The sequence below is a fragment of the Saccharopolyspora aridisoli genome, assembly GCF_004348445.1.
GTDB classification, from domain to species: Bacteria; Actinomycetota; Actinomycetes; order Mycobacteriales; family Pseudonocardiaceae; genus Saccharopolyspora; species Saccharopolyspora aridisoli.
This window is the reverse complement of record NZ_SMKV01000018.1, coordinates 117,442-129,865: the sequence shown is the minus strand read 5'-3', so window position 1 is coordinate 129,865 and position 12,424 is coordinate 117,442. Positions and strand designations below refer to the sequence as shown.

Genomic DNA, 12,424 nt, shown 5'->3' with positions numbered 1-12,424 from the left:
GCGCGTGCTACCGCTCCCACGCCTGGCGTGACACCTGTCGCGAGCTCGGCATCACCCACAAACGCACCCGGCCCTACCGGCCCCAAACCAACGGCAAAATCGAACGATTCCACCGCACCCTCGCCGACGGCTGGGCCTACGCGCGCCTCTACGAATCAACCCAGCAACGCAACGCCGCCCTGCCAGCCTGGATCCACTTCTACAATCACCACCGCTCCCACTCCGCCATCGGAGGCACACCGCCAGCCACCCGACTGACCAACCTCCCCGGACATCACATCTAGATCCCGCCTTCTTCCCGAGCCGCTTGAGCCGAATTCTTGATCCCATTGGCGCGCGGCAGCCCGCCACCCGCCCGACAACCACAGCTCGTCCCATCCGCACCAATGCTGTTCGCCAGCGCCGGACTCGCGGTAGATCAGGTCGGCATCCTCATCGCCCCCTACCCCGCGGGGCATCGGACAACTCGCCACCGGAGCCCTCTGCGACCGATGGGGGCGCAGGCACCGCACCACCGCGGGAATGCTCGTGCAAGCCACCGCCCTCACCCTCATCGCCATCGTCGGCACCTTCCCGGCATGGGCGATCGCGACCGCACTGCTGGGCGCGGGCACCGCGATGGTCCACCCCACCTGCGCCGAGGTGCTGACCCAGCTCGCAGCTTCCCTCGCTTCGGACCGTGCTGGCTCCAAGATGGTGGCCATCGGGATGAGGTACTGCCAGCAGGCTCGCGAGGATGGCGATGAACCTCCGATGACCGAGCAGGAGCTGGAGCGCCTGTTCCTCGCGCTCGCCCAACGCGGTCGGGCGGTGCCTGTCCTTGGCCAGTCGGACTCGTGGCACTACTTGGTACCCGCAGGAGTTGCGGAGGATCGTTGTCCTCGAAGACGCCGGAAGTCGGTGTGGAGGGCTTTGCCGGGGCGTGGCGGAGGGGTACCCGGTTGGTTGAACGTGCGTGAGCCGGAGGAGTACGCATCGGGTCATGTGCCGGGTGCGGTGGACGTGCCGCTGCGGAGGTGCTGGCCTCGCCGCAGCGACTTGCGGGGGCAGGAGTGCTACGTCACTGCCGTTCGGGAGGGCGAAGGGCCTGGAGGTTGCGGAAGCGATGAACGCGGCCGGTGGGCGAGCGGCCTCGGTGGCCGGGTGGGACATCGGGTGGATCGGAGCAGGCAACCAGGTTGGAAGGGGTGCGCAGCGATGACGGCGATGGATGTGGTGAAGCATGAGGACCGCTTGGCCGGTGGCCTTGTGGTCGAGGTGATCGAGACGTCCTCGCTGGGGGACCGCAGCTACCTGGCCACCGACGGCGAGGTGGCCGTGGTCGTCGACCCGCAGCGGGACGTGGACCGGGTGATCGCCGCCGCCGGCCGATTGGGCGTGCGGATCGCTCTGGTGCTGGACACGCACGTGCACAACGACTACGTCTCCGGTGGCTTGGAGCTGGCCCGACTGACGGGCGCCGAGTACGGGCTGGCGACTGCCGACGAGGTGCCGTTCGATCGGCGTGCGCTGGTCGACGGCGAGGCGGTGGAGCTCTCGCCGCGGATGCAGGTGCGCGCGGTGGCCACTCCGGGTCACACCTTCCACCACCTGTCCTACGTGCTGGAAGGCACCGACGGCCCGGCGGGCGTGTTCACCGGCGGTTCGCTGCTGTTCGGCACGACCGGGCGCACCGACCTGCTGGGCGAGCAGCACAGCGGGGACCTCGCCCGCCACCAGCACGCGTCCGCGCAGAAGCTGGCGTCGATCTTGCCCGACGGGGCGCGGATTTGGCCGACCCACGGGTTCGGGAGCTTCTGCTCGGCCACGCAGGCCTCGGGCGACTCGGCGACGCTGGGCCAGCAGAAGCGCGTCAACCCGGCGCTGACGTTGGCCGAGGGCGACTTCGTCGAGCAGACCCTCGCAGGGCTGGATGCCTACCCGGCGTACTACGCGCACATGGGTGTGCAGAACACCGCAGGGCCCGAGCCGCTGGACCTGCGCGAACCGGTCCGTGCCGAGCCGGCCGAGTTGCGCCGGCGCTTGGAGCACGGGGAGTGGGTGGTCGATCTGCGCTCCCGCAAGGCCTACGTGGTCTCGCACCTGGCCGGAACGGTCAGTCTCGGGCTGGACGGCCCGATGGTGACCTGGCTGGGTTGGATGATCGACTGGGGCGCTCCGATCACGCTGCTGGGCGAGTCCCGCGAGCAGGTCGGCCAGGCTCAGCGCGAGTTGTCGCGCATCGGCATCGACAAGTTCGCCGCGGCGGCCGTGGGCACCCCGGAGGAGCTGGCCGCCGACTCCGGCCAGCTGCGCAGCACGCCGACCGCCATGTTCGCCGACCTGGCCTCGGCGCTGAGCGGCGACTCCGGCGGGCTTCCTGTGCCGGAGGTGGTGCTGGACGTGCGGACCAACAACGAGTTCGCCGCGTCGCACGTCGTCGATGCGGTGCACGTCCCGCTCTACGAGCTCGCCGACAGGGTGGATGAGGTGCCGGCGGGTGCGGTGTGGGTGCACTGCGGCAGCGGTTACCGCGCCACGGCAGCGGCTTCGGTGCTGGAAGCGGCCGGCCGCACGGTCGTGCTCATCGACGACAAGTTCGACGCCACCGCCGAGGCCGGTGTGCCGATGACCGACAGAACCTGACACCACGACCCGTCCGCTGACCAGGTGCGCGCCCGGAGAGATCGCTTGGTCGCACCCGGCCCTGCTCATCACGGCCAGGGACTGTTTGACCGCCGCGAGGTGACCGGCGAAGTCGTTGACGTGTCGGCCACCTTCGCGGTGTTCAAGGCGGTCCGCAGCCGCGCGTGCTGCAAGCCCAGAGCTTCGATCGCACGCGCGGCGATGTTGGGACTCAGCGCCGCACAAGGCGGCGCAGCAGGCGCGACCCTGCATGTCTCAGGTGTGGGCCGTGCGCACCCATGAGTCCTCTTGCTCCTCGAGGAGCGACCTCTTCCAGCCCTGGCCTCGACCGCTCTTGTGCCCTGCGAATGTCACCAGCAGCGTTACCCGCCAGCATTCTGCAGGCCCTGGTGGCGGAGGTCATCGATCGTTGGCTGGTGCCGCTCGACATAGGCGATGATCATGTCGAACAGGGCAACGACATCGCCGAGCTCCTCGTGGGCGACGCGCACCGTCGGGCGGTCCGTGCCGGAGATCTTCTCGTGAATCTGGTCGGCCAGCGTCCGGAACTCGTAGAGGATCGAAGTGTTCACTGCGGCGTAGCAGCCCAGCTGGTCGCTGATCTGCTCCGCTGGCGCCCTCCGGACCCCGGCGACCGCGGCTTCGAGCACATCGCGGACCTGGTACAGCGCCTCAAGTGGATGCTCCACGGGGATGCTCATCTCGATCTCCCACCCTCCTACGTGCACGTTGTCCGGCCATGATGCATACCCCCGCCCGGACGGGGTCACCAGGGAACAAAGACCCCACATCTGTGGGCAAGTACCCATCAGCAGGGCCACCACGGCGCGCCACCGGAACCTGCAGCTCTCACCCACCGCCTGAGACACCGGCGCTCGCGCAAGCCACCCGGCAATCGGCCTCCGCGTTCATCCGTGATCAATTCGAGCAGGCGCCGGTGTTCCGATGGCGAGGCGCCGAGCCGTCGCGCGCGGGTCAGCGATGCCGACGCCAACCGGTGGTGGGCGAGCCGGTTCATCAGCTCCCGGTAGTGCGTGTCCAGCTGCATGCTGCCAGCGCCGCGCACCAACAGCTCGTGGAGCTCGTGGACCACGTCCTCCTTGGCGACGGCGTGGCCAGAACGTTCGATGCCGTGCTCTCCCTGTGCTCTCCAGCCAGTCGTCTCCCTCCGACGCAGACGCAGCTGGATCGATCGTCATGCATCCCGCTCGGTGGTGTCGTGGACCAAGCTCGTCGCGCACCAGAAAGAGGACGCACCCTCGTAGAGCGGCAACGCCTCAACCTCCTCCCGGCCCCGCAACCGGAGTTCCTCCGGCTCGGTTCGGTGTTCACGGCTTGGTGGCTGGTGGGGCTAGCCTCTCGGCATGCGATTCGGCTTTGGTCTCGGCTGGTCCCGGGTGATCGTGTGAGCACCGACCTGCGGGCGTTGACCGAGATGATCATCGCCGACCACCCCGTCAGCGAGGGCGATCTCAGGCGTGCGGCCCGGGGTCTGGGTGCGGAGACCACCAGCGTCCTGGTGGACGCCCGGGCTCGACTGGATCGCCTCCGGGCGAGGGACCGGGAGCTGTCGGTGTTGATGTCGAGCTTGCGGGAGCTCGCCGAGGTGCGCGACCTGCAGCCGCTGCTGCAGAAGCTCGTGGACCGCGCTCACGAGTTGATGGGCACCGATCTCACCTACCTCTCGGAGTACGACGAGGAGACCGACGAGCTCTTCGTCCGGGCGAACAGGGGGGCGCTGTCGGCCAACATGCGGGAGCTGCGGGTGCCGGCCGGTGTCGGCCTCGCCAGCCAGGTGGTGCGGACACGCGCCCCTCAGTGGACCGCGGCGTACGACGTCGGTTCCTTCCCGCACGACAGCGAGGTGACCGCCGCGGTCCGGGCCGAGCAGATGCGGTCGATCCTCGGCGTGCCGCTGATCGCCTCCGAGCGGGTGCTCGGGGTGCTGTTCGCGGCCGACCGCTCCACGCACGGCTTCAGCACCGAGCAGATCGCGCTGCTCACGGCCTTCGCCAACCAGGGTGCGGTGATCCTGCAGACCGCTCGGCTGCTGGCGGCCGAGCGCGAAGCCGCTGCCCGGGCGGAGGCGGCCAGTGCCGAGGCGGAGCGGCGGGCGGCGGCGATGGAGGCCTCGGCCAGCTTGCACGAGCAGCTGACCCGCTTGGTGCTCGCGGGCGAGGGGTCGGACGCGATCGCGCGCGTCCTGGCCGACGCGTTGGGGCGCCCGGTGGCGATCGCCGACCGGGAGCTGGGCGCTCTGGCCACAAGCGACGAGGAGGCCGCCGCGTGGTGGACCGCCGGCCGGCTCTCACCCGGGGTGCTGGCGGCAGTGGAGGCCAGCCGGGGCACCGCCCGCTGGGTCGACGTCGGTGACGGCGAGGTCCTGGGGCTGGTCGCGGCGATGGCCGGTCGCACCCTTCTCGGCGTGCTGCTCGTCGGGGGTGAGCCTCTCGACGAGGTGCAGCGGCGGACCATCGAACGCGGTGCCCAGAGCCACGCACTGGTCACCATGCAGAACGACGCCGTCGCCGATGCCGAGGAACGGGTCCGCGGCGAACTCGTCGCCGACCTGGTCTCGGAACGCGACGACTGGGCCTCGCTTCGGCGACGTGCCCAGCAGCGCGGAGTCGATCTGACCGGGCTCTGGACACCGGTGCTCGCGGTCGGTTGGGAACAGCAGCGGTGGAACCTCACTCGGGCTCTGACCGGGCTGGACCAGCGCTGGTTGGTCGCCCAGCACGACGCCGGCGTGATCGCCCTGGTGCCCGGGGAGCTGGATCCGCTCGACCTCGCCGGTCGCGTGCACGGCAGGCTCGCCGAAGCCGGGGACCGGGGCCTCGTGGTCGTCGGTGGAACACATCCCGTGGAGCAGGTCCCCGGGGAGGTCGTCGACGTCACGGCGCTGTCGCGGATGCTGCCCGGCGTCGGGGTGGCCGATGCGGGCGTCGCGGCGCGCGATTACGCCCCGTACCTCGCCCTCTTCGGCGCCAACGGGCACCGTGCGCGCGCCTTCGCCCGAGGGCTGCTGGCGCCGCTGCTCGAGTGGGACGCCGCTCACCGGAGCGACCTGGTCGCGACCCTGCACGCCTACTTGGCGCAGAACGCGAGCATCACCCGGTCCGCGGACGTGCTCTTCGTCCACGCCAACACGGTCAAGCAGCGGCTGGAGCGGATCACCGAGCTGCTCGGGCCGGAGTGGCGACGACCGGAGCAGCAGTTCCGCCTCGGCATCGCCGTGCAGCTGCTCCGGATGTCGGAAACCGACATGTGAGCGGCGTGATCCTGTCCCCTTCGGACATGTGCTCCCGGTCACCACTGGGGTTCCCTTGGTTCGTCATCCGTTCAAGGAGGAACTACTCGTGGTCAGCAGAATTCCGGGCTTCCGCAACCTGAGCACCAGCGAGCGGCGCAAGATCGTCGTCGAGGCGGCGGGGATCGACATCGCCGAACTCGCGGCCTTCGACGCGGACGGCTTCGACGTCGAGGCCGCGAGCCACCTGAGCGAGAACGTGCTCGGCACCTTCGCGCTACCGGTCGGCGTGGCCACCAACTTCACCGTCAACGGCGAGGACGTGCTCGTGCCCATGGTCACCGAGGAGGCCTCGGTGATCGCGGCCGCCAGCAACGGCGCCCGGTTCGCCCGTGCGCTCGGAGGTTTCCGCACCTCCAGCACGGGGTCGATCATGCAGGCGCAGATCCAGCTCGTCGACCTCGTCGATCCGCACGCCGCTCGGCTGCGCCTGCTCGAAGCCCGCACCGAGCTGATGGAGCTCGCCGCCGCCCAGGACCCCAAGCTCGCCGAGGTGGGCGGCGGGGTGCGCGACCTCGTGGTGCGCACGGTGAACTTCGACGACGAGACCTACGTCGTCGCCCACCTGGTCGTCGACGTCCGCGACGCGATGGGCGCCAACGCGGTCAACACCATGGCCGAGGCGGTCGCCGACCGGGTCGCCGAGGTCGCCGGTGGGCGGGTCGTCCTCCGGATCCTCACCAACAAGGCCGACATGCGGCTCGCCCGGGCTCGGGCCGTCCTCGACGCCGAGACGCTCGGTGGTCCACCCGTCGTCGAGGACATGGTGCACGCCTACAAGCTCGCCGCGGGCGATCCCTACCGCGCCGCGACCCACAACAAGGGCATCATGAACGGCATCTCCGCGGTCGTGCTGGCCACCGGCAACGACACCCGCGCCGTCGAGGCCGGCGCCCACTCGCACGCGGTCGGAGCTGAGGGCCGCTACACCTCGCTGTCGACCTTCGAGGAGGACGCCGACGGCAACCTCGTCGCCACGCTGGAACTGCCGATGCCCGTCGGTCTCGTCGGCGGCGCCACCAAGACCCATCCCGGCGCCCGCGCGGCCGTCGCTCTCACCGGGGTCACCTCGGCCTCCGAACTCGCCGAGCTGATCACCGCCGTCGGGCTCGCCCAGAACATCGCCGCCCTGCGGGTGCTCGCCAGCGAGGGCGTCCAGCGCGGCCACATGTCCCTGCACGCCAAGAACATCGCCATCGCGGCCGGTGCCGGTCCCGACGAGATCGCGCCCGTGGCGGCACAGCTGATCGCGAAGAAGAACTTCGGTCACGACCAGGCCGAGGCCGCGCTCGCCGAACTGCGGAGCGGACGATGACGTCGCCACTCGCGCTGGGGCTGCAGGCCGAGGAGGCGGTCGTGCCCGTCGAACTCACCAGCTTCGTCCCACCCGTGGTCGCCACCGCCCTCAGCCACTTCGATCGAACGGAGCAACGCTGATGTCCCGACTCATCGAGGTCTGGGGTGACACCGTCGACACCAGGCACATGGGCATGTCCATCGCGCTGGGTGCCGGGGTCGCGGCCCCGGCCTTCCTGCTCAGCAGGGCCTTCTTCACGGCGACCGTGGCCGACGAAACCCTGGCGGAGTCCTACGCGCTGCTGCTCGGACTCGTGGCCTGCCTCGTCGCCGCGGTGATCGCGGCCCGGTTGTTCAAGCCGAAGCGGGTCGTCCGGGAGAACTCGACGATCACCGAGAGCAGGCGCGAGGCGCTCGAGGTCATCGCCGCCGACGGAGGCGAGTGGACCGACCCGGCCGCGCTCTCCGCCGAGGTGCAGCGAGAGCTGCGCCTGCTCGGGCTGTACGACGTGCTCGCCGAGGCCCACGAGGAAGCGAAGCGGAGACAGGAGGTCCACCCATGATGGAAGCGTTCCTGTGGGCCCTGAGCATGGGACTTGTCGGTGCGATCGTCTTCGCCGCGATCGGCCTGGTGTCGGGCACGGACGAAACCGCCGTGGTGGCACCGCTGACGCTGTTGGTGGTGCTGCTCGGGGTGCCGCCGGCCGGGGTGTTCAGCTTCTTCCTGGCAGCCGTGGTCGCCAAGCACATCACCCACGCCATCCCCACGACGCTGCTCGGCATCCCCGGCGACACGATGACCGTGCCGCTGCTGAGCGACGCGCAGCAGCTCCGCGAGCTCGGGGTGCCGCACATCGCGCTCCGCAAGGCCATCTCGGGCGGCGTGGTCGCCGCGTTCATCGCGGTGCCGCTGGCGGTGCTGTTCGCCTGGATCCTCTCCCCGATCGCAGACGAGATCGGCGATCTCGCGCCGTGGATCTTCGCCGGTGCCGCGATCCTGATCGCGCTCACCTCGAAGGGGCGCTGGGCCGCGGTGGGCGCGCTGTTCCCGTTCGTGCTGCTGATCGTCGGGATCAACGAGTTTGTGACCACCCAGCTCGGGCACTCGCTCAGCATCAGCTTCTTCCTCGGCATCGCGACCGGTCCGCTGGTGGCGGACCTGTTCCTGGCTCTCTCCCCAGCCGGTCGCAAGACCTTGCACCGGGACGGACCGGCGGAGTTCGCCCTGGCACCGGACGTGCGGACGTGGAGCGGCCGGATGCCGAACCCGTTGGAGGTCCTCGACCGCCGGCAGACGGGCTACACCTCCGGGGCCGCCGTCGTCTCGAGCGCGACCTTCGTGTTCTCGCCGGTGGCGATGACGGTGCTCATGGGCGAGGTGGTCGGTGCCCGGATCAAGAACGGCTACCACAAGCTCACCACGAAGATGGCGGTGCGGAACGGCACCACGGAGTCGACCTACATCGCCGAGACGATGATCCCGCTCATCGCGCTCGGCCTGCCGCTGTCGCCGATGGCGGCGGGCCCGGCGGCCCCGCTGTTCAACGCACCGCCCGTCTACACCGTCGACACCGCGACCGGGCAGACCCACAACCTGCACGACCTGCTCGAAACGTGGGAGTTCCTGGTCTTCGGCCTCTTGGCGGTGACGATCGCCTGCCTGATCGCGTACCCGTTCGCGATGACCAACGCCCACCGCGCTGCCTCGTGGGTGCTGAAGAACGTCTCGCACGAAGCGATCATCGGCGCGTTCGCAGGCCTGATCCTGGTGATCTGCCTCTACGAGGGCGGATTGCTCGCCGTGCTAGTGACGCTGACGGTCGGCCTCATCGGCGGCCTGATGAACCGGATGTTCGGCGTGCACTCGGGCGTGCAGTTCATGGGCTACTACGCAGCCGTCCTGACCGTACCCGCGATCATCGCCCTCGGTTGAGGATGGCGGTCGGGGACGGGCACGTTTCCGCCCCTGCACGCGAGATCCGTCCTGAGTTCCCGGCCTGGGCCATCCGCCCAGGTCGGGGACTGCTCCTCCCGTTTCAACGACATCGCTCGGCCGGTCTTCTCGACGTCCGCACCTGGACGTCGTTGCGATGTGGCCGGGATCAGCACGCCGCCCGCAGAACTCGACGCCGCGGACGACCCGAGTCAGTTGCGGACGCCGCCGACGTTGCCGAAAGCACCCGCGACGGTGTGCCCGAGGAGAGTCGGCTGTTGGGCCCTCAGCACTTGCCACCTCGAACGGGCGCTGCAGTTCGACGACTACGTCACGAAGCAAACCGCGCTGATGCTCAGCGCGCCCTCGGAATCGGAGCACCGCGATCGGTACGAGCACCTGCTGTGACGGATCGACCGCGGTCGCGCACCCATCAACGCCCGCGCCCGCCTCACGGCCTCCCCGATACACATGACTTGTCACACAACGAAGTCGCTCACCTTCAAAAAGGAGCGTGCGTTAATCCGTCCGGGTTAGCTATTTGAAGTAGACGTAACCGTGAGTTAGATTCGAGTTAGAGCATCACGGTTTGGTCACGAGCGCATCGGCCTGTCGGCGGTCGCCATGTGCGGCGGTTGTGGCCGGATCTCCTCCCCCGACATGGAAGGCGCACGTGAGCGAACTCCACAACGCGGGCCGCCCCTCCCCCGGGCCCGCATCCCACGCGCGGCTGACCCACCGCATCGGCAGCACCGCCCGGACGGCCTGCGTGTCGGACGAGCCGCAGGCCACTCCCGGCCCGAAGGGCGTGCGCCGGTGGTGATCAGCACGCCCTGGCCTGCGCAGGCGTCCGTCGGCGCGCGGGTCCGGATGGCGGTACGACGCGTGCGCGGTTCACTGTCCGGCCTCGCCCTTCGGGCCGCCGAGGGTGGTTCCGCGCCGGCACAGCACGCGCGAGAGGCCCTCGGCGACGTCGTCGATGTGGCGGGCGCGCCTGCCGATGCCGCACTCGTGACCGCTGCCGACGGGGTCCCGCTGCACGTCGACGTCGACGGCGATCCGGGTGCGCCGGTGACCGTGGTGCTCTGCCACGGGTACCTGGCGGACACGAACTTCTGGCACTTCCAGCGCACGTCGCTCGCCCGCAACGCCCGAGTGATCTCCTACGACCACCGGGGCCACGGCCGATCCGCGGTGGGCGGGTTGGACGGACTCAACCTCGACCAGCTCGGCAGCGACTTGGCCGCGGTGCTCGACCAGGCCGTCCCCGAGGGGCCGGTCGTGCTGATCGGGCACTCGATGGGCGGCATGGCGGTCATGGCACTCGCCGAGCAGCACCCGGAGCTCTTCGGTGACCGCGTGGTCGGGGTCGGGTTGGTGACGACCGCGGCCGCGCCGGTCAACGGGCGGGCCGTGCTGCCACCCGAGGCGGCCAACATCGTGCTGGCCGTCATCGACCGGCTTCGTCTCACCTCGGTCTCGTGCCGCGCCCTCAGGAACGCGGCCCTCGCCGTGGCGCGCGGCTTCTCGTTCGCCTCCCGGGTACCGCCCTCGGTGGTCGACTTCGTCCTCCAGCTAACGCGGTCGAACCCCGTCCACGCGCTGGTGGCGCTCATCCCCCAATTCCTCACGCTCGACAAGCGCGCGGCACTACCGGTGCTGGGCAACGTGGCCACGCTCGTGATCGGGGCCGAGCACGACGTGACCATCTCGCCGGAGCACAGCACCGCGATCGCCCGAGAAGTACCGGGCGCCCGGCTCGCGATGATCCCGAACGCGGGCCACATGGTGCCGCTCGAACACCCCGCGGTCATCGACGAACTCCTCCACCAGCTCATCTCCCACGCCACCTCGCCGCAAGCCCAATCCGCCTGATGCTCGGAAATCGCTGACGCACGGCGGCTTCGGAGCCGGTGGCGTGCATCTCCGGTAGTGCCGACCGGTTGCCGTTGGCTCGTGGTCGAGGTTCGGCCTCGCGCAGCTGCTTGCGCAATCTTCCGGACGCTGCGGCCGCGAAGTCCCGGGAGGTGACCCCACCCGAGTGGCGTTGCAACGATCCCTCGGAGTCCACCGACGCCGCCAGTGTCGGTTGCGGTGCCGCCGCTGGGATCGCGCCTGCCGCCTGAGCACGTTCACTCGTTCCACGGCTGTCGGCAGAGCCGCTCGATCGGTATACCGAGAGGACACAGGCGCGCCGAGACGAGGGGCGATGATGATTCGATCGATGATCGCACTGCTGGTGGTGGTCCAGATGGCAGCGGCCGGAGTGGCGTCGGCGTCTGATTCGGTGTCGGCCGGGGAGTTCCTCCGCGTCTACGACCCGTCCGTCGGCGAGGACGAGCAGTGGTACTACAACGACCACACGATGATCCGGGACGCGGACACCGCACTGTGGCACGTCTACGCCATCACCCACCCCGAGCCGGCCGATCCGCTGGACGAGAAGCACTTCGGTCACGCCACCGCACCCTCGCCACGTGGCCCCTGGACGAAGCAGCCGTTCGCGCTGAGCGCCGACCCCGCTGCCGGGGAGAGCCACATCTGGGCCCCTCACGTGGTCTTCGCCGACGGCGTGTACCACCTCTTCTACGCCGCGGGCACCCCTGATCACGCCGCCTACCGCATGCATCTCGCGAGTCCACCGACCTGTGGAACTGGACCCGAAGTGACGCCAACCCGCTGTTCACCGACGGATTCGACGCCAGAGATCCCATGGTCACCAGGGTCGGCTCGCTCTGGGTCATGTACTACACCGCGACCAGTACACCCGAGGGCGGCAACCACCAGGTGGCCTACCGGGTCAGCACCGACCTGACGCACTGGAGCGGCAAGCACGTCGCCTTCGAACACCCGCGATCGGGCACTGTCGGCGGACCCACCGAATCCCCGTTCGTGGTGCGGCGCCCGGACGGCTGGTACCTGTTCGTCTGCTGCGATCCCGGGTACGAGGACACCCGGGTGTACCGCAGCGCGAACCCCTTCCGGTTCACGGTGGACGATTCCGCCGGCCACATCAACGCCCATGCCGCCGAGGTCATCACCGAACCCGACGGCACCACCTCGATCACCAGCGCAGGCTGGGGCCAAGGCGGACTGCACCTCGCACCGCTCCACTGGCAACCGAGCCGCCCGGGTGTCGCCCCGGAACTACCACTTCGGCCGGACCCCCCGAGATCTCCCTGAACGGCCGATCGAAACTGGGGTGCCCATCATGCCCCACCCGCCATCTTGAAGCCGCTCCGTCACTCGTGACAGATCCA

At 69.7% G+C, this 12,424-nt stretch carries 13 protein-coding genes; 11 read left to right on the top strand and 2 right to left on the bottom strand.

Translation table 11 applies throughout. The features are described 5' to 3' along the window. Window positions 1-284: integrase core domain-containing protein (locus E1161_RS16555; protein WP_132624212.1), on the top strand; the 284-nt coding region annotated here is incomplete at its 5' end. A gap of 913 nt (window positions 285-1,197) precedes the next feature. Beyond that, entirely contained in the window at window positions 1,198-2,625 is a 1,428-nt protein-coding gene (locus E1161_RS16545; RefSeq protein ID WP_132624239.1) for an MBL fold metallo-hydrolase, read from the top strand. Between the two features lie 362 nt (window positions 2,626-2,987). Here E1161_RS16545 and E1161_RS16535 read toward each other — a convergent pair whose 3' ends face one another. After that, window positions 2,988-3,326, bottom strand: a complete 339-nt coding sequence (locus E1161_RS16535; protein WP_132624210.1) for a hypothetical protein — start codon at window positions 3,324-3,326, stop codon at window positions 2,988-2,990. Between the two features lie 704 nt (window positions 3,327-4,030). Between E1161_RS16535 and E1161_RS16525 the strand changes: the two genes are divergently transcribed. From E1161_RS16525 to E1161_RS27230, 7 genes are all read left to right on the top strand, one after another. Further along, window positions 4,031-5,896 (top strand): helix-turn-helix domain-containing protein, encoded by a 1,866-nt coding sequence (locus E1161_RS16525; RefSeq protein WP_132624208.1) that lies wholly within the window; start codon window positions 4,031-4,033, stop codon window positions 5,894-5,896. A gap of 88 nt (window positions 5,897-5,984) precedes the next feature. Further along, complete coding sequence (locus tag E1161_RS16520; protein ID WP_235875078.1) at window positions 5,985-7,250, top strand: hydroxymethylglutaryl-CoA reductase, degradative; 1,266 nt, start codon at window positions 5,985-5,987, stop codon at window positions 7,248-7,250. Further along, the gene (locus tag E1161_RS28400) at window positions 7,247-7,372 is read left to right on the top strand and encodes a hypothetical protein (RefSeq protein WP_268951400.1); all 126 of its coding nucleotides are present in this window, start codon (window positions 7,247-7,249) and stop codon (window positions 7,370-7,372) included. The genes E1161_RS16520 and E1161_RS28400 overlap by 4 nt, the downstream gene beginning before the upstream one ends. After that, a complete protein-coding gene (locus E1161_RS16515) occupies window positions 7,372-7,794 on the top strand; it encodes a hypothetical protein (RefSeq protein WP_132624204.1) in 423 nt (140 codons plus the stop codon). The genes E1161_RS28400 and E1161_RS16515 overlap by 1 nt, the downstream gene beginning before the upstream one ends. Then, window positions 7,791-9,164 carry a tripartite tricarboxylate transporter permease gene (locus E1161_RS16510; RefSeq protein WP_132624202.1) on the top strand — a complete coding sequence of 458 codons (1,374 nt, stop codon included), beginning with the start codon at window positions 7,791-7,793 and terminating at the stop codon, window positions 9,162-9,164. Before E1161_RS16515 ends, E1161_RS16510 begins: the two co-directional genes overlap by 4 nt. A 159-nt stretch (window positions 9,165-9,323) precedes the next feature. After that, window positions 9,324-9,572 (top strand): hypothetical protein, encoded by a 249-nt coding sequence (locus E1161_RS16505; RefSeq protein WP_132624200.1) that lies wholly within the window; start codon window positions 9,324-9,326, stop codon window positions 9,570-9,572. A gap of 265 nt (window positions 9,573-9,837) precedes the next feature. Next, on the top strand, window positions 9,838-9,987 hold the full coding sequence (locus tag E1161_RS27230; RefSeq protein ID WP_165939824.1) for a hypothetical protein: 150 nt from the start codon (window positions 9,838-9,840) through the stop codon (window positions 9,985-9,987). A gap of 71 nt (window positions 9,988-10,058) precedes the next feature. Here E1161_RS27230 and E1161_RS27225 read toward each other — a convergent pair whose 3' ends face one another. Then, window positions 10,059-10,256: a hypothetical protein gene (locus E1161_RS27225; protein WP_165939823.1), complete on the bottom strand. Its 198-nt coding sequence runs from the start codon at window positions 10,254-10,256 to the stop codon at window positions 10,059-10,061. Between E1161_RS27225 and E1161_RS27220 the strand changes: the two genes are divergently transcribed. Both E1161_RS27220 and E1161_RS27615 read left to right on the top strand, forming a co-directional pair. Next, on the top strand, window positions 10,236-11,039 hold the full coding sequence (locus tag E1161_RS27220; protein ID WP_165939822.1) for an alpha/beta fold hydrolase: 804 nt from the start codon (window positions 10,236-10,238) through the stop codon (window positions 11,037-11,039). The two genes, E1161_RS27225 and E1161_RS27220, sit on opposite strands and share 21 nt — an antisense overlap. An 837-nt stretch (window positions 11,040-11,876) precedes the next feature. Continuing rightward, entirely contained in the window at window positions 11,877-12,347 is a 471-nt protein-coding gene (locus E1161_RS27615) for a glycoside hydrolase family protein (RefSeq protein WP_207920268.1), read from the top strand. Window positions 12,348-12,424 lie beyond the last annotated feature (77 nt).

What these genes read in the sequence shown, in the direction of transcription:
- E1161_RS28400 (WP_268951400.1), top strand. Translation starts at nt 7,247, where the DNA reads ATGACGTCGCCACTCGCGCTGGGGCTGCAGGCCGAGGAGGCGGTCGTG.
- E1161_RS27615 (WP_207920268.1), top strand. Translation starts at nt 11,877, where the DNA reads ATGGTCACCAGGGTCGGCTCGCTCTGGGTCATGTACTACACCGCGACC.
- E1161_RS16545 (WP_132624239.1), top strand. Translation starts at nt 1,198, where the DNA reads ATGACGGCGATGGATGTGGTGAAGCATGAGGACCGCTTGGCCGGTGGC.
- E1161_RS16510 (WP_132624202.1), top strand. Translation starts at nt 7,791, where the DNA reads ATGATGGAAGCGTTCCTGTGGGCCCTGAGCATGGGACTTGTCGGTGCG.
- E1161_RS16515 (WP_132624204.1), top strand. Translation starts at nt 7,372, where the DNA reads ATGTCCCGACTCATCGAGGTCTGGGGTGACACCGTCGACACCAGGCAC.
- E1161_RS16535 (WP_132624210.1), bottom strand. Translation starts at nt 3,326, where the DNA reads ATGAGCATCCCCGTGGAGCATCCACTTGAGGCGCTGTACCAGGTCCGC.